The organism is Hymenobacter siberiensis, from assembly GCF_018967845.1.
Lineage (GTDB): Bacteria > Bacteroidota > Bacteroidia > Cytophagales > Hymenobacteraceae > Hymenobacter > Hymenobacter siberiensis.
In genome coordinates this window covers 1,052,179-1,067,346 of record NZ_JAHLZZ010000001.1, presented here as the reverse complement: position 1 = coordinate 1,067,346, position 15,168 = coordinate 1,052,179, and the positions used below count along the sequence as shown (strand labels likewise).

Here is a 15,168-nt window from a genome sequence, read left to right as displayed (position 1 = left end):
GCAGAGCGCAGCGAAGCATCTTGCCCGCAGGCAGCAATTATTTACTTGCGCGGTAAAGATGCTTCGCTGGGCTCTGCATGACGGGGACCCCAAGTCCCTACCGGCTACCTTTGCAGCCTCTTATGAAGCTCCCGAATTTCTCCGACCTCGTTATTTTCGAAAACGACGATTACCTCGTCGTCAATAAGCCGCCGTTTCTGGCCACGCTCGATGAGCGGGTGGGCGGCGCGCCCAACATGCTGCGCCTGGCCCGCCAGCACCACGACGATATTCAGGCCGCCCACCGCCTCGACCGCGAAACCAGTGGCGCGCTGGCCTTCGCCAAAAACCCGGCCGCCTACCGCCACCTGGCCATGCAGTTTGAGAACCGCGAGGTAAAAAAGCAGTACCACGCGGCCGTGTGGGGCACCCCGCAGTTCGACCACCAGCTGGTGGAGCGCAGCATCGAAACCACCACGCGCGGCAAAGCGCGCCTCGCCTACAAGGGCAAAGCCGCCGAAACCTACTTCACCACCCTCGAAAACTTCACCCGCCACTCGCTCATTCTTTGCGAGCCTGTCACCGGCCGCATGCACCAGATTCGCCTGCACCTGATGTACCTGCAGGCCCCCATTATCGGCGATAAAGACTACGGCGGAGAGGATTTTTTCCTGTCTTCGCTGAAGAAAAAATTCAACATGAAGGAGGGCGAGGAAGAGCAGCCATTCATCAAGCGCTTTGCCCTGCACGCCCTCAAGCTCCAGTTCACCGGCCTCAATGGCGAAGAAATCAGCGTGGAAGCGCCGTACCCGAAAGATTTTCGGGTGCTGGTAGAAGCGTTGCGGCAGCTGGCATAAGCCCGGTAGCCGGCAACAGAATTATTGAACAGGAGCCCCATCGGGCCGACGCTCATTTAGCGAGTGTCGGCCCAATGGGGCTTTAGCGTTCTACCACATCCTGTTCTACTACCAACGTGCCGCCCCTACAAGGCTGAAATTCAATAGCCTGCAGCGCTTACTTAATGCGCTCGAACACCGCCAGCTGGCAGGTTCCCCGGTCGGGGTGAGTCGCATCCCGCACAAGGGCATCTTGCCAGCGCAGGCGGAAGGCCGGGTTTTGCTGCAGCATTTCCAGCGGAATGTGGGCTTCGGTCTGCGCATACACGTCGTCCCAGACGACCAGGGAGTTCACTGGCAGCGTTTCCAGAATGGGTTGAAAGTCTTGGGTTAAGGGCGGGCAGTGGGCGGCGTCAAACGGGTCGATACCCAGCGCGGGGGCCACGTAGGGAGCCGTGAAAGCGATGGGCGGCAGCGGCTGCCCCGCGTACGCCTGCTGCAGCCAGCCGGCGGCGCGTTGGGCCAGTTCCTGGTCGGGGGCGCGGCTGAAATCGCGCGCCGGCCGAATAGCATTGCGGGCCCCGGTAAAGAGCCAGCCGACTACCGCCACGGTTGCCACCAGGCGCACCCGGCGGCGGACCGTTTCGGTGCGGGTCCATTCGGTGAGCTGGGCCAGGCCATTGAGGGCCACCACGGCGGCCAGGGGCGCAATGCCGGCCAGCACCCGCGCCAGCCCCGCCGAATTAAATAATCCCTTGGCCCAGAAGACAGTATGAGCAGCTACAAACACCGTAATACTGCCGTATACCAACAGCAGCTCGGCCAGAAACAGCGGCGACTGGCGCCGGGTGGGCCGGCCCAAATCGCGCACCATGCGCCCGCCCCCCAGCACAAACAAGCCGGTGAGAACCCAGCCCAGCAGGTTGGGAATATTGAGCAGAAAGTGGCTCCACTCGCCGTGCCCGTATGCAGAAATGGTGTCGTACGGATTGTGCCCGAACACCCAGCCGAGCTCACCAAAAGCCACCGCGCCTATCCCACTGTACACCACGTAGCCCAGCAGCACCAGCGGCAAACTGCGCCATTGCCGCTGCCACACCAGGTACACCACCCAGATGCCAATCAGAATAAAGCCCTCGGAACGGGCAAATGGCAGCAGGGAAACCGCCGCCGCCGACCACCCCGGCCGGTTGGCCACGGCCAGCCGCACCGCCCCCACCAGCACCAGCCCAAACAGCGGCTCGGTGAGGCTGGAAAACTGTATCAGAAAGTAGTCCGGAGCCGCGTAGGCGAACAGGATGGCCAGCTCTGGCACGGGCAGCCGCAAGGCCTGCGCAATTCGGAAAGCGCACCAGGCCGAAGCCGCCACCACCACGCACTGAAATGCCTTCATGCCCATAAAACCGGCCTGTGCCGGCCCTGCCGCCAGCAGCGTGAGCAGGGGTTTCGCCCACGAATCCAGAAAATTTAGCGGGTGGGCAAACGCATACCGGGCAAAAAGGTAATGTTTGATGCTGTCGCCCGAATCATACGTGCCTTTGGTGAAAAATGCCACCGTGAGCGACAATGCGAATAGCCCGGCCAGCAGCAGCCGGGCGCGGCGGGCAGAAACAGCAGAAACCGGCACAACGGTAGCGTAAGGCATAGGCAATAGCAAACCGTAAAAATACACGCACACGCATCAGGCCCCTACTTAATCCCCAATTCCCGCTCGCCGGCCGGTGGCTGGGCCAGCAGCCCTCAATAGCCTACGCGGGCTACCGCTTGGTGTACGCTCCTAAGCTTTTACAGAAAAACTACTTGTCTGCATTTGTCTATTTCCCGATAAATCAGTACCTTTGTGTCCGTTTTTCCCGGAGCCTCAACGGCTCCGTACTCTTATTCAATAGTTTAGCATACCTTTTTTTCGACTCATGGACCACCTGAGCTTCAAGACGACCCACGTCAGTAAGGCCAACGCCCAGAAGAGCTGGGTTATCGTAGACGCCAGCGTCGCCCCTCTGGGCCGCGTTTGCTCGCAGATTGCCAACATTCTGCGTGGCAAGCACAAGCCTTCGTTTACGCCCAACGCTGATTGCGGCGACAATGTCATCGTTATCAACGCCGACAACCTGCGCGTAACGGGCAAAAAAATGACCGAGAAGGTCTACATCACCCACTCGGGTTACCCCGGCGGCCAGAAGCGTCGCACCGTGCGCGAGCAGATGAACCGCGATTCGCGTCGTGTAATCGAGCACGCCGTGAAAGGCATGCTGCAGGGCAACAAGCTCGGCTCGGCCCAGTACCGCAACATGTACGTGTACGCCGGCGACCAGCATCCGCACGAGGCGCAGCAGCCCGTTGCTATCGAACTGAAAAACCTGTAATTCTTTAGATGTGGGAAATGTGGTTCAATGTGAAAATGTGAGGAATTCCTCTTCGTTTTCATTTCCACATTTATCACATCAAGCACATTTTCACTTTTTTTTAACCTAATGGCAATTACCAACACCTCTGGTAGAAGAAAAACCTCGGTGGCCCGCATTTACATGCAGGCCGGGCAAGGGAATATCACTATCAATGACCGGGACATGAAGGCGTATTTCAGCAACGAGTTGCTGGAGAACGTGGTCAACCAGCCCCTGGCAATTCTTGAGCAAGTCGGCCAGTACGACATCAAAGTGAACGTGAAAGGCGGCGGCATTTCGGCTCAGGCCGAAGCTATCCGGCTTGCAATCACCAAAGCTCTGGTTAGCGACAACGAAGAAACCCGTCCTGCTTTAAAGAAGGAAGGTTTCCTCACCCGCGACCCGCGCATGGTGGAACGCAAGAAATTCGGCAAGCGCAAGGCTCGTCGCTCGTTCCAGTTCTCGAAACGCTAAAACCAGGAGGATACTATCATGGCTCAGACGACTTATAAGGACCTGCTCGACGCAGGTGCCCACTTTGGTCACCTCACCCGCAAGTGGGATCCCAAAATGGCGCCGTACATCTTCATGGAGAAGAACGGCATCCACATCATCGACCTCAACAAAACGTTGGTTTCGCTTGATTACGCAGCCACTGCTATTCGCAACATTGCGAAGAGCGGCCGCAAAATCATGTTCGTAGCCACCAAAAAGCAGGCGCAGGAAATCGTAACCACCGAAGCCGAGCGTTTGAAGATGCCTTTCGTCACCGACCGGTGGTTGGGCGGCATGCTCACCAACTTCGCTACGGTTCGCAAGAGCCTGAAGAAGATGGCCACCATCGACAAAATGGTGAAAGAGAACACGGCCTACGCCGCTCTCGCCAAGCGTGAGAAACTGATGATGACGCGTGAGCGTGCCAAGCTGGACCGCGTACTCGGTGGTATCGCCGACCTCGGCCGTCTGCCCGCTGCCCTGTTCATCGTGGACGTGAAGCGCGAGCACATCGCAGTTAAAGAAGCGCACAAGCTGGGCATCCCGGTTTTCGCTATCTGCGACACGAACTCGAACCCCGAATTGGTACAGTTCCCGATTCCTGCCAACGACGACGCCTCGAAGTCGATTCAGCTCATCGTGAGCGTGATTGGCAAGGCCATCGAAGACGGCCTGTCGGAGCGCAAAGTTGACAAAGAAGATGCTGAGCGTAAGGAAGCCGACGAGGCTGCCATCGCCGAAAAAACGGCTGCTGACGAGGAATAATCTCTTCTTAGCTCTTTGAAAAAAGGGAACCTTCGCGTAGTCTAGGCTCCGAAGGTTCCCTTTTTTATTTTGTAGCGCGGACTTTTAGTCCGCGACTCTTCTCAAAAATAACCATTCACTTAATTCGCGGACTAAAAGTCCGCGCTACTTCCAATGGCCGCTATTACCGCCGCAGACGTAAATAAGCTCCGCACCATGACCGGTGCCGGCATGATGGATTGCAAAAAAGCACTGGTGGAAGCCGACGGCGATTTCGAAGCCGCCCGCGACATTCTGCGCAAGCACGGCCAGAAAATCGCTGACAAGCGCGCCGAGAACGAGACGTCGGAAGGCCTCGTGCTGGTGAGCGTGAGCGAAGACGGCACCCAAGGCAAACTGGTGGCACTGGCTTGCGAAACCGAGTCGGTAGCTAAAGTGGCTAACTTCCGTGAGCTGGCTCAGCAAATTCTGGACACGGCCGTGCGCATCGACGCGAGCACGAAAGAGGACATCCTCGCTGCCAAAGCTGCGGACGGCCAGAGCATTCAGGAGCACGTGACGGACCTGATGGGCAAAATCGGCGAGAAGCTGGAAGTGACTTACGCTACGCTGACCGCTGAGAAAGTGGCTTCGTACGTGCACTCCGACAACAAGAAGGCCGTACTCGTGGGCCTGAAGAACGTGGGCGATGCCGACGCTGCTGCCGTGGGCCGCGACGTAGCCATGCAAATTGTAGCCATGAAGCCCATTGCCGTTGACAAAGACGGTGTGGATGCTTCCATTGCTGAGCGTGAGATTGAAGTGGGCAAAGAGCAGGCCCGCACCGAAGGCAAGCCCGAGGCGATGCTGGAGAAAATTGCCCAGGGCAAGCTCAACAAGTTCTACAAGGACAACACCCTGCTGAACCAGGAGTTCGTGAAAGACAGCTCGATGACCATCGCCCAGCTGCTCGACAGCAAGTCGAAAGGCATGACGGTTTCGGACTTCAAGCGTGTGGCTATCGGCGCTTAATTGCGGCTGACTGCTAAATTGAAAGCCCCGCTGGCATTGTGCCGGCGGGGCTTTTTTTATACTTTACTTGCAGGATGGACAACCTACGCAAAGCCACTTACTGAGGCATTCTATATAACTTTCTATTAAACATTCGCTCCGTTCCTACTCCGTTGACGGATGATACCCGCGCAATGAAACTTGGTAGATTTGCCGGCCCGGTGGCATACCAGCTACATAATTTGGCCCTTGCTTCCGTGAATGATTTTGCGGGGTTCGATGAAGCGAATTTTTGGAAGTCAATGGATGTCTTCAACCATAATAATCCTGACACTCAAATCACGAATTTGCGGACTCAATTCGAGCGTGACTTACTTGCTTCTTAGCTGCCACGCCCGCACCCGCGCCTGCGCATTCTCGCGCAGGTTCATGTAGAAGAGGGAGTAGTCGGCGATGTGGAAGGAGTGGCGGAGGATGAGCTCGCCGGGGAGCAGGAAGCGCGGGTAGCCGCCGGGTTTGGGTGGCGTGACCCAAAGGAGGCCGTCGTGGATTTTAGCATCGGTTACGTGCGGGTCGATACGCTTGAAGCACTGGCTGACGCCGCCCCGGTTGAGGCTGGCAGGAGCCCGCGCGGTATCGGTGGTCCAGGTGAGGGGGTTGGTGACGGCAACGTGGCTGAAGGGCGGGAATTCGTTACCGGTGGCCACGGAATTGTAGGCCACGAAGCAGCCCGTGGACAGCGAATCGGCGCAGGGTAGAATGGTCTGGTACTCATGCGGCTGCACCCTGAAGCCAATGAGGTAGGCGGCTACGAGCTGACGGCGCAGCTTGAGGTCGTTATCGAAGAACTCGTGGAGGAGGCGGGTGGCGTGGTCGGTGCCCTGGCTGTGGCCTGCGATGATGATGGGGCGGCCCTGGTTGTAGTGCGTGAGGTAGTATTGAAAGGCAGTACGCACATCGGCGTAGGCCAGGGCCAGAGCTTTGCGGCTGCTGCCTTCGGCGGTAGAATCGAAGAAGGAATATAGCGTGGCCTGCCGGTAGCGCGGGGCGTAGATACGGGCGGTGGCGTTGAACACGGTGGCCTGCTTGCGGATGGCACTGCGGTCGGTATAGCAGTTGAGGCGGGCATTAGCCACGCTGGCGTTCCAGGAGCCGCGCCAGAAGTAAGTAGTGGGGTGCACGAAAAACACGTCGGCTTCGGCCGTTGCCTGCTGGTCGCGCAGGGTGGTTTTGCGGGGCACGGCATCGGCCGGGTCGCAGCGGGTAGGCAGGGCAGCCCAGTTGCTGTCCTCGGCATAGTTGGGGACGGGGCCGGGGTGGTAGTAGGCAAAATCGTGCGGCGGCTTGAGCAGGCGGAGGCAGCTGGTGAGCGGTAATATTGATAATATGATTGCCCAGACGAGTAACCTCACCCCCTGGCCCCTGCCGGGCACGGCCCCTCTCCTGCGGAGAGGGAGAGCCTGATGATTGTTTTTGAAGGAACTCATGCTTCGCTTGAAACTGGCGGCCAGTGCTTCAGCTCTCGCGGGGTACTGTCCTGGTTGTAAAGCAGCGTCAGCGGATCGGCGGGTTTGGCTACTACGTCGGCGAGGGAGATGTTCCAGCGCTGCCACATTTCGGCCAGGGTTTGGGTGTAGGCGCTGTTTTCCCAGGGGTTGAAGATGGCGCCGGTCACGTCGTCGATGAGGGCGTCGAACACGATTTGGGTGTCGCCGGGGCGCGGGTGACGCGGGTAGATATCGGGCACGACGTGCAGCAGGTGGGCGGCATAGTACACGCGGGCCTTGAACTCGGCAATCTGCACGGGGTGCAGGGGGCGCTGGGCATCGGCGTAGACTTTGCGCATGGCCTGGCCTACCAAGGCGATATCGACCAGACAAGCAACCAGTACGGTTTTATCGAGCTTAATGCTGAAAACGAGGGTATTCAGGTCGTCGTCGTACTCGAAGGGTGTCACGTCCTCGGCGGGGTCGGCTTCGAGTACGAAAACGGAGCCGGGCACGAAATCGGCGTATTCGGTAGGCACGCGCAGGCCCTGCAGCAGCTGAAAAAAGGCCTGGAAGCGGCGCACCAGCGCGGCGTTTTCGGCCAGCGGGTACTTGGGCTTTATCAGGGGTTCGAACTCGTTCAGGAGCTCAGTAATGAAGATGCCATAGAACATTTTGCCCATCCAGAGGAACAGCGTGTCATCGCCGAGGGCGCGGAGGGCGGCGGGGCCCTGCGCGGCAGCGGCCTCTACCCTACTCTCCAGCGCTTCGATGCGCTGGCGGGCGGCGGGGGCGGCGGGCAGGCGCAAATCCTTGATGAGGACGGTGCGCTGGTCGAGGAGCTGAATGGGGCGCTCGGCCAGATTATACCGGGTTTGCAGCCATTCGGCGAACACGGGCACGGTATCTTCGGGGCCCACGGGCTGGCCGCTGAGGAAGCAGGTTTCGGGGCCGAAGCGCATGCCGTCGAACGGGTCGTAGGGCAGCAGGTCGGCGGGGGTGAAGGGGGCCATAGAAAAATCAGTAGCGCGAACTTGGTGGTTCGCGTCGCCACGCGGCCAGCCGGAACTTTCCGGGCGGCTGCGGGGACGCGAACTACAAAGTTCGCGCTACAATGGTTACGGCGAGGCGGAGCCGGCTACTTCGAGAGCGTATTACCGGCTTTAATGAGCTGCTTGCTCAGGTTGGTGAGCGGGGCGGCGTAGCCGCCGCCGGCCTCTTCGGCTACTTTGGCGGTTTCGGCCCCCAGGCTGGCGAGGATTTCGGCGATGTCGTGAGCGGGCGTTTTGGCATCGGCCAGCATATCGCTGAGCTGGCCGAGCTCCTGCTTGATTTTGGCCAGCCCGGTGCGTTCGGAGGCGGCCAGCACGGCAGCCCAGCGCTCAATTTCAACGATGCCCTGCGGGCCGGAATTGGTGGGCGTGCTGGCCGTGAGGAACGTGAGGGTATCGTCGAGCAGGGCGGTATTTTGCTGGTCGCTAACAGTCATGGGCACGGCGGGCGTGGCGGGCGTTTGCGGAGTGGCGGCGGTGGAATCCATGGGAATGCGAGATTGAAAAGATGCGTGAGGGCTATACTGCTACCGGCCGATAAAAGTTAGCTGAGCGGTTTGGGGCGGCTGGCCCGGGCGCAGGCCAACTTAGCGGATGGGTTACCTTTTTGACTAGTATTGATTAACGGTCAAATCTCACTTTCAAATCCACAGACCATGAAAATTTCCGTTAAAGCACTGTTCGTAGCCGCCGCCGTTGCCTTCACCGCCACTGCCTGCGAGCAGACCAAAACCACCGAAACCACCGTGGCCACCGACGGTACCACCGCTACGGTCGTGACCGATAGCACTGCCATGTCAGCTACCGAAGCTGGTGCCGCCGCCGGCGCTGCCGTCGACAACGCCTCGGCCAACATGAAAGAAGGCATGCAGAATGCCGGTGCCAAGATGGATGCCGCTGGTGCCAAAATGGATGCCAAGATGGAAGCCGCTGGTGCCAAAATGGATGCCAAAATGGAAGCCGCTGGTGACAAAATGGATGCCGCCGGTGCCAAGATGAACGCCAAAATGAACGCCGCCGGCGACAAAATGAACGCCATGGGCGACGCCGCCGCCAAATCGGCCCAGCAGACCAAAGACAACATGCAGGCTGCCGCCAAGAAGTAATTTCAGCCGGCCCTGATTATGAAAGAAGCCCCGCGCAGGAAATTGCGCGGGGCTTCTTTATGCGAAATGCTCAGGCATTGGCAATTTCCAGGAGCACGTTGTAATACGGGCGGCCCAGGGTGCGGGCGCGCAGCCAGGAGTAGAAGCTGATGACCTGCAAATCTTCGCGCTCCTGGGAAATGAACGCGGGCAGGTGCGTTACCCGATTGCCAAAGTCGTGGGTGTGCGCGGTGGCGGGGTTTTCGATGAGCTCGCGCACCAGGCTCAGATAGGTGAGCACGGGGTGATAGGGGCCGCCGGCGGGCACGGCTTCGGTAGCGGTGGCCGCGTCGGCGGGCACGGCGGGAAACAGGTCGCGGATAGTGCGCTCGATGGCGCGCAGGCGGGTCAGGGCCTGCTCGGCGTTGTCGAGCTCGATTTGAATGAGCATTTCGCCGATGTTGCGGTTCAGCAGCCACTCCAGGCCCAGGTGCTGCTCCAGCCAATGGTCGGTGCGGTTCAGGCTGAGCAGGGCCTGGTTGGCTTTGGCAAACTGGCCTTCGGCGAAGTAGTGAAACGTGAGCTGGAGACGGGCGGTGAGGTCGTCGGCGGCAGTGAGGGCTTTGGGGCCGCGCAAAGCGGCTTCGAGCAGGCCAATGCTTTCGGCATTGCGGCGCAGAAACGCGTAGTTGGCCGCAAGCAAGAAGGTGAAGCGCGGCGTAAACTCGCTGAACGGACGGCCCGGCCCGGCGCTCAGCAGGGCAGCACCTTTTTCCAGATATGCCACCGACTCGGCAAAGCGGCGCGAGCGGTACAGGGCGTGGGCCAGCATGTAGAGCAGCTTGAGCTGGTGCCCGCGCTGGGCCGGCGCAAAGCCGTGGCGGCGCTCCATAAGGTTGTAGCACCGCTCAATAAACACGGCAAACGACGTGAAATCGCGCCGCACCAGCATGGCGTTGCGCGTGATGGACATGAGCCGGCTGAGTAGCGCGGGCGAGCGGGCGAAGGCTTCCAGCAAGTCGTATTCGGCCAGAATATTTTGCAGAATGGCATCGACGGCCACTACGGCCCGGCCGCGCACCCGCGACTCGCGCAGGCGCTGGCGCAGCAGGCTGTCGGCAATATTGGCCCGCTCCTCCTCGTCGGCGGCCTTTTTGTTGAGGCGGTAGCGGGGCAGAATTTCGTCGAGCGGCTCGGCGTAGGGCGAGCTGGCGTGCTGAATCTGGAGGTTGTACACGGCGTTCAGCTGCTCGTGCTGCTCGGTTTCGCGGCCCAGCTTTTCGGCCTTGCGCAGGGTATTCCAGGCCAGGCGCGGAATACCGGCTTCGAAGAGGTACTGGGCCAGGGTGAGGTGGCCGCGCACGGTGGCGGCGGCGGTGGTATCGAGCTGGCGCTGGCGCAGCAGCAGGTAGTCGGTGAGGTGGCGCATGAGGCGCTTGCGCAGCGCGTAGTAGGCCACGGGATTGGGCTCGGCGGGGTAGAGCTGGGCAATGAGCTGCTCGGTTTTCAACTCCTTGGCCCGCACCAGCAGCTCGTAGAGGCGCGAATCGAGCCGGCCGATGGTTTTGCGGCGCTGCCGCTGAATGAAGCGGCCGAAATCGCGCCGGTCGTCGGGGCTGAGGGTGAGAAGCGTGGTGCGCAGGTCGTCCATTGATGCCGTAAATAGGTTTTTTTGATTATTTGAAGCGCATATTAATATCCTTTTATCACATCATTAAAACCTATCAATCATTGACTTAATAATAAAATTACCCACTGCATAAGGTCTAACAATGTGCAAAATACGGTTGAATTCGGGTAGTGAATACGCCACCTTTCATCATGTTTTCACCCTTAGCCCCCCGCGCCATGTTTATACGCCTACTCCTATTGTGTTCCCTGCTGGTGCTGCTGGTGGTTGGCCCGGCCTGCGCCCAGGACTTGCTCACCAAGCGCAACGGCGACGAAGTTGCAGTGAAGGTGGTCGAAATCACGCCTTCCGAAGTAAAATACCGCCGCGCCGACAACCCCGACGGCCCGCTCATCAGCGTGTGGCGCTCCGATGTATTCCTGATTCGCTACGCCAACGGCACCAAGGAAGTACTCAACGCGCCCCCGGCAACGGCCAGCGGCGGCGTGCCCGTATCGACGGCAGCAGCACACACGGCTTTCCCGGCCGATGTGCCCACGGTTAATAACCAGTCGCCCGACGATGCCATTCTGGACGAGCCCATCCGGCTCGATGGGCCGCGCATTGGCTTCACCATTCTCTCGGCCAATGTGCTGGACAAGGCCCGCGAAAGCATTCCCGACCTCAACCCCTTCCTGACGCAGTTTGGCTGGCAGTTCGAGAGCCGCCTGTTTCGACTGCCCAACGGCGTGAGCGGCCTGGTAGAATTCGTGCCGCTGGTGGGCGGGCTGGAGCAGGGCAAGTTTCTGCCCAGCGTGAGCGGCCTGCTGGGCATGCGCGGGGCCAAGGGCTTCGAGTTCGGCGTGGGCCCCAACCTAACGCCTCTGGGGGCCAACCTGGTACTGGCCATGGGCACCTCGTTTCGCTCCAATGGCATCAATTTCCCCGTGAACGTGGCCGTGGTGCCGGGCAATGGCGGCACCCGCGTCAGCCTGATGCTTGGCTTCAACGGCCGCCATCGCTAGGCCATGCGCACCATTGCCAAACCTACAGCCCTGTGGCATTTGCTGCTCCTGCTGCTCCTGGCCGGGGTGGGCCAAGCCCGTGCGCAGGCAGCCGGAACTACGGATGTTATCCTATGTGCCGATGGCAGCGAAGTACCGGGCCGGGTGCTCACCATCTCGCCCCTGGCCCTGACTTACCTGCCCCCCGCTGGCACCGACACCTTGCGCCTGGCTACGGCCGACGTGTTTCTGGTACGCTACGCCAATGGTACCCGCGAGGTGCTCCACCCGGCCCCTGCAACCGAAAAGCCGCTGACGTCCGACCTTCTACCGGGCCTGAGCGATGCCCAGCGCCGCACCAAAGGCCGCCAGGATGCGGCCCGTAGCTACACGAGCGGCGGCCCGTTTTGGGGTTCGCTGGCTGCTACGCTCTACGGGGGGCTGTTTCTGGGCGTGATGGCCCCGGCTATCATGGCGCCTCACGCCATAGCGGCGGCCAACCTGAAGGCTCCCGACCCCGGGTTGCTGGCCGACCCTGCCTACAGCCACGCTTACCGCGAAGAGGCCCAGCACCGCAAGCGCGGCCGGGCCTGGGGCGGCTACAGCGTGGGCGCGGGCCTGTGGATAGTGCTTCTGGGCAGCCTCGTAGCGGGCAATTTATAGCAGCTGCCGCAATGTGACCGGCCCGGGCTACGGATGCGCAGCAATGGGGGTGTAAGATTCTGGCATTCGTCCCGCGTCCTCAACGCGCCCCAAATGCCTTGCGTACAAAGCTCGTAACTGCTTCCCCTCCCACCCTCATTTCTTTCTAATTATACTTCCCTTTCAATCATGGACGTTAACAACAATAAAATCGGTGACAATACTGAGCTGCAAGGCCGCGGCAACTGGAACCAACTGAAAGGTGCCGCCAAGCAGAAATGGGGCAACCTGACCGACGACGACCTGACTTACAGCGAAGGCAAGCAGGACGAATGGTTCGGCCGCCTGCAGGAAAAAACCGGCGAAACCATTGGTGATATTAAAAACTGGTTCAGCAACACCACCAACGATGCCAGCGCTGCCGCCACCGGCAACAGCACTGAGCTGAAAGCTCGCGGCGACTGGAACCAGATTAAAGGCCAGGCCAAGCAGAAGTGGGGCAACCTCACCGACAACGACCTCGACTACGAAGACGGCAAGCAGGACGAGTGGTACGGCCGCCTGCAGGAGAAAACGGGCCACACCATCGACGACATCAAAGGTTGGTTCCAGCGCACGTTCTAAATTGACTTTTCCCCGATGAAATAACGCGCCTTCCCAATTCCACCGCCTTGTTTCATTAATAAAAAAAGCCCCTTCTGGCAGCAGAAGGGGCTTTTTTGCATCTATCCGCATGGCACTGCCTCAACCTTTGCGCCGGATTGCTGCGTAAGGAAATGCAGTATTTTGCCTTCTGCCGTTGTTATGTCTGCCACCGATAAGCTGCTTACCACTATTCCTCCCCTGCCTTCGTCCGGCATTAAAGCGCTGGCGAAGCTCGGCTTTGCCGCCATTGGCGTGGTGTATGTGCTCATGGGCGTGCTGGGCTCCTGGCTGCTATGGGGATGCGGCGCGGGGCCCGTGCCGACAAGCAGGAAGCCATGCAGCACCTGCAGCACCTGCAGCACCTGCAGCAGGTGCCCGGCGGCAGCGTGCTGCTGGGCCTGATTGCGCTGGGCCTGCTCGGCTACATTCTGTGGCGCTTCGCGCAGGCGCTGCTCGATACCGAGGGCAAAGGCACCAGCCTGAAAGGGCTGAGCTTTCGGTTCTGGTATGTGTGCAGCGGGCTTTTCTATAGCGGCCTGGCTATCTACGCCGCCAGGCTCGCCCTTCAGGGCCACGCCGACGCAGGCACCGATGCCACGAAAACACTGGCCACCGAGGTGCTGAGCTGGCCTGGGGGCGACTGGCTCCTGATTGTGGGGGGTGTGGTCACCATCTTCATCGGCTTGTACCAGGGGTACCGCGCCTTTTCGGGGCAGCTGCAGTCGGATGTAAGTGCCCGCCAACTTTCGGCCGCCGAGCACCGCCTCGTATTCCGGGCCGCGCAGGTGGGCGTCACGGCCCGGGGCATTGTGGTGGGCATCATCGGCTATTTCTTTGTGCAGGCGGGGCAGCAGTCGCGGGCCGGCGCAGTGGGCAGCACCGATGAGGCCTTCGACTTTCTGGCCACTGCGCCGGCCTCATTGCCTACGGCCTCAATTCGCTGGTACAGGCCCGCTATCCCATGCTGCGGAGCGTGTAGCGGCTAGGCCCGCACGGGCTCGGCCATGTAGTCGCGCAGGTATTGGTACGGCTCCGTCAGCTGGCCGCCTTTGGCGATGGTGGCGCGGGCAATCACGCCCTCGGCATCGTTGCCCAGCAGGTGGGGCAGCACCATGTCGATGAGCTGGCGGCCGAAGTCGCGGCTGGCGTTGCGGGGCAGCTCGCAGGGCAGGTTGTCCACGGCCATCTCGGTGATATTTTCCAGGCGGGAGTAGGCCGGTTCCAGCTCGCCGGTGACGGGGTTGTAGTCGAAGGCCGGGTCGGCGATGATGCTGCTACGCTTGGTGGTGGGCACCGAGCCGTTCACGTCGCAGGTCACGTCGGCAATGGTATTGATGCGGAAATCGGGCCGCCGGGTATCGGCTTCGCTGAAGAGCAGCGGGGCGGCCGGGTGCCAGTAGGCGCAGGCAATGAGCAGGTCGGTCACGGGCAGGAAGTTGCCGAACGTAGACTCGTACTCCTCGGGGTGCTGGTGGAAATCGGAGGTGTCCCACACGCGGCCGTCGCGGCGGCGGTTGTAGTCGGAGCTGCGCAGCTGCGTGTACACCGGCTCGTTGAAATTGAGGTACAGATAATCGTACACGCTCACCCGCCGGATGCCCATGCGGTCGAGCACTTCCAGCGCGCCCTGCGCCACGCGGCCCGAGCCGGTCACGGCCATCTTAATGGGGGGCAGCTTCTTCACCTTAAAAAATTCCTCCTGCATGTCGTCCATGTCCACGCATTGGTGGGCAGGCTTCAGGTTATAGAGGCTGTGCTTTCGGCCGTAGGTGAGCAGGCCATTATAGGCCCCCACGATGCCGGCGTAGCGCCCAAAGGCCACAATGCGCTCACCCTGGGCGTTGGTCAGCCGCTCGTAGTCAATCAGGGTAATATTCTTTTCGAGCACGGCCTGCAGCAGCTTGCGGTTGGCCGGCTGCTTCTTCACGGTGTGCGAGAAAAAGAGGTATGTTTTATTCGGAATAAGCTGGTCGTTGGGCACCTCCTTCACGCCCATCAGCACATCGCAGTCCGAAATATCGTCGCGCACTTCCAGGTCGAGGTCGCGGTATTCCTGGTCGGTGTAGCTACGGATGGCGCTGCTCTGCACCACGATGCGCAGGCCGGGAAAGGCCGACAGCGCTTCCCCGCATTTCTTGGGGGTGAGGGGCACGCGCTTATCGGGCGGGGTTTTGCCTTCGCGGATGAGGCCGATGGTGAGGGACATGGGTGGG

At 60.4% G+C, this 15,168-nt stretch carries 16 protein-coding genes and 1 pseudogene; 11 read left to right on the top strand and 6 right to left on the bottom strand.

What is annotated here, in order from left to right:
* The first annotated feature begins 122 nt into the window (after positions 1-122).
* Positions 123-836 carry an RluA family pseudouridine synthase gene (locus tag KQ661_RS04580; protein ID WP_168672485.1) on the top strand — a complete coding sequence of 238 codons (714 nt, stop codon included), beginning with the start codon at positions 123-125 and terminating at the stop codon, positions 834-836.
* Between the two features lie 157 nt (positions 837-993).
* On the opposite strand, the gene KQ661_RS04575 is transcribed toward KQ661_RS04580, so the two are convergent.
* The gene (locus KQ661_RS04575) at positions 994-2,460 is read right to left on the bottom strand and encodes a hypothetical protein (RefSeq protein WP_216685784.1); all 1,467 of its coding nucleotides are present in this window, start codon (positions 2,458-2,460) and stop codon (positions 994-996) included.
* Between the two features lie 268 nt (positions 2,461-2,728).
* Between KQ661_RS04575 and rplM the strand changes: the two genes are divergently transcribed.
* The 4 genes from rplM (at position 2,729) to tsf (ending at position 5,452) form a co-directional block, all read left to right on the top strand.
* Positions 2,729-3,181: a 50S ribosomal protein L13 gene (gene rplM / locus KQ661_RS04570; RefSeq protein ID WP_168672487.1), complete on the top strand. Its 453-nt coding sequence runs from the start codon at positions 2,729-2,731 to the stop codon at positions 3,179-3,181.
* A gap of 108 nt (positions 3,182-3,289) precedes the next feature.
* Positions 3,290-3,676: a 30S ribosomal protein S9 gene (rpsI, locus tag KQ661_RS04565; RefSeq protein ID WP_035563789.1), complete on the top strand. Its 387-nt coding sequence runs from the start codon at positions 3,290-3,292 to the stop codon at positions 3,674-3,676.
* An 18-nt stretch (positions 3,677-3,694) separates the two neighbouring features.
* Entirely contained in the window at positions 3,695-4,462 is a 768-nt protein-coding gene (gene rpsB / locus KQ661_RS04560; RefSeq protein ID WP_216679560.1) for a 30S ribosomal protein S2, read from the top strand.
* Between the two features lie 153 nt (positions 4,463-4,615).
* Positions 4,616-5,452: a translation elongation factor Ts gene (gene tsf, locus KQ661_RS04555; RefSeq protein WP_216679559.1), complete on the top strand. Its 837-nt coding sequence runs from the start codon at positions 4,616-4,618 to the stop codon at positions 5,450-5,452.
* A gap of 350 nt (positions 5,453-5,802) precedes the next feature.
* On the opposite strand, the gene KQ661_RS04550 is transcribed toward tsf, so the two are convergent.
* The 3 genes from KQ661_RS04550 to KQ661_RS04540 all read right to left on the bottom strand — a co-directional run bounded on the left by KQ661_RS04550 (position 5,803) and on the right by KQ661_RS04540 (position 8,458).
* A complete protein-coding gene (locus tag KQ661_RS04550; RefSeq protein ID WP_216685783.1) occupies positions 5,803-6,864 on the bottom strand; it encodes a DUF3089 domain-containing protein in 1,062 nt (353 codons plus the stop codon).
* Between the two features lie 50 nt (positions 6,865-6,914).
* Entirely contained in the window at positions 6,915-7,931 is a 1,017-nt protein-coding gene (locus KQ661_RS04545; protein ID WP_216685782.1) for a hypothetical protein, read from the bottom strand.
* Between the two features lie 125 nt (positions 7,932-8,056).
* Positions 8,057-8,458: a hypothetical protein gene (locus tag KQ661_RS04540; protein WP_216679556.1), complete on the bottom strand. Its 402-nt coding sequence runs from the start codon at positions 8,456-8,458 to the stop codon at positions 8,057-8,059.
* A gap of 168 nt (positions 8,459-8,626) precedes the next feature.
* On the opposite strand from KQ661_RS04540, the gene KQ661_RS04535 reads away from it, so the two are divergent.
* Entirely contained in the window at positions 8,627-9,076 is a 450-nt protein-coding gene (locus KQ661_RS04535) for a hypothetical protein (RefSeq protein WP_216685781.1), read from the top strand.
* A 70-nt stretch (positions 9,077-9,146) separates the two neighbouring features.
* Here KQ661_RS04535 and KQ661_RS04530 read toward each other — a convergent pair whose 3' ends face one another.
* Positions 9,147-10,706, bottom strand: a complete 1,560-nt coding sequence (locus KQ661_RS04530; RefSeq protein ID WP_216685780.1) for a tetratricopeptide repeat protein — start codon at positions 10,704-10,706, stop codon at positions 9,147-9,149.
* Positions 10,707-10,903: 197 nt separating this feature from the next.
* Between KQ661_RS04530 and KQ661_RS04525 the strand changes: the two genes are divergently transcribed.
* The 5 genes and pseudogenes from KQ661_RS04525 (at position 10,904) to KQ661_RS04505 (ending at position 13,941) form a co-directional block, all read left to right on the top strand.
* On the top strand, positions 10,904-11,689 hold the full coding sequence (locus KQ661_RS04525) for a hypothetical protein (protein ID WP_216685779.1): 786 nt from the start codon (positions 10,904-10,906) through the stop codon (positions 11,687-11,689).
* A gap of 3 nt (positions 11,690-11,692) precedes the next feature.
* Positions 11,693-12,331 carry a hypothetical protein gene (locus KQ661_RS04520; protein WP_216685778.1) on the top strand — a complete coding sequence of 213 codons (639 nt, stop codon included), beginning with the start codon at positions 11,693-11,695 and terminating at the stop codon, positions 12,329-12,331.
* A 168-nt stretch (positions 12,332-12,499) separates the two neighbouring features.
* A pseudogene (locus tag KQ661_RS04515) lies at positions 12,500-12,700 on the top strand (CsbD family protein); the annotation flags it as partial.
* Positions 12,680-12,934: a CsbD family protein gene (locus KQ661_RS04510; RefSeq protein ID WP_317196145.1), complete on the top strand. Its 255-nt coding sequence runs from the start codon at positions 12,680-12,682 to the stop codon at positions 12,932-12,934. The pseudogene KQ661_RS04515 and the gene KQ661_RS04510, both read left to right, overlap by 21 nt.
* A gap of 314 nt (positions 12,935-13,248) precedes the next feature.
* A complete protein-coding gene (locus tag KQ661_RS04505; RefSeq protein ID WP_394369612.1) occupies positions 13,249-13,941 on the top strand; it encodes a DUF1206 domain-containing protein in 693 nt (230 codons plus the stop codon).
* On the opposite strand, the gene KQ661_RS04500 is transcribed toward KQ661_RS04505, so the two are convergent.
* Entirely contained in the window at positions 13,938-15,161 is a 1,224-nt protein-coding gene (locus tag KQ661_RS04500) for an NAD(P)-dependent oxidoreductase (RefSeq protein ID WP_216685776.1), read from the bottom strand. The genes KQ661_RS04505 and KQ661_RS04500 overlap by 4 nt on opposite strands.
* Positions 15,162-15,168 lie beyond the last annotated feature (7 nt).

Excerpts from the sequence above, each read along its gene's own strand:
- KQ661_RS04580 (WP_168672485.1), top strand. The coding sequence starts at position 123 with ATGAAGCTCCCGAATTTCTCCGACCTCGTTATTTTCGAAAACGACGAT.
- KQ661_RS04575 (WP_216685784.1), bottom strand. The coding sequence starts at position 2,460 with ATGCCTTACGCTACCGTTGTGCCGGTTTCTGCTGTTTCTGCCCGCCGC.
- rplM (WP_168672487.1), top strand. The coding sequence starts at position 2,729 with ATGGACCACCTGAGCTTCAAGACGACCCACGTCAGTAAGGCCAACGCC.
- rpsI (WP_035563789.1), top strand. The coding sequence starts at position 3,290 with ATGGCAATTACCAACACCTCTGGTAGAAGAAAAACCTCGGTGGCCCGC.
- rpsB (WP_216679560.1), top strand. The coding sequence starts at position 3,695 with ATGGCTCAGACGACTTATAAGGACCTGCTCGACGCAGGTGCCCACTTT.
- tsf (WP_216679559.1), top strand. The coding sequence starts at position 4,616 with ATGGCCGCTATTACCGCCGCAGACGTAAATAAGCTCCGCACCATGACC.
- KQ661_RS04545 (WP_216685782.1), bottom strand. The coding sequence starts at position 7,931 with ATGGCCCCCTTCACCCCCGCCGACCTGCTGCCCTACGACCCGTTCGAC.
- KQ661_RS04540 (WP_216679556.1), bottom strand. The coding sequence starts at position 8,458 with ATGGATTCCACCGCCGCCACTCCGCAAACGCCCGCCACGCCCGCCGTG.
- KQ661_RS04535 (WP_216685781.1), top strand. The coding sequence starts at position 8,627 with ATGAAAATTTCCGTTAAAGCACTGTTCGTAGCCGCCGCCGTTGCCTTC.
- KQ661_RS04530 (WP_216685780.1), bottom strand. The coding sequence starts at position 10,706 with ATGGACGACCTGCGCACCACGCTTCTCACCCTCAGCCCCGACGACCGG.
- KQ661_RS04525 (WP_216685779.1), top strand. The coding sequence starts at position 10,904 with ATGTTTATACGCCTACTCCTATTGTGTTCCCTGCTGGTGCTGCTGGTG.
- KQ661_RS04520 (WP_216685778.1), top strand. The coding sequence starts at position 11,693 with ATGCGCACCATTGCCAAACCTACAGCCCTGTGGCATTTGCTGCTCCTG.
- KQ661_RS04505 (WP_394369612.1), top strand. The coding sequence starts at position 13,249 with ATGGGGATGCGGCGCGGGGCCCGTGCCGACAAGCAGGAAGCCATGCAG.
- KQ661_RS04500 (WP_216685776.1), bottom strand. The coding sequence starts at position 15,161 with ATGTCCCTCACCATCGGCCTCATCCGCGAAGGCAAAACCCCGCCCGAT.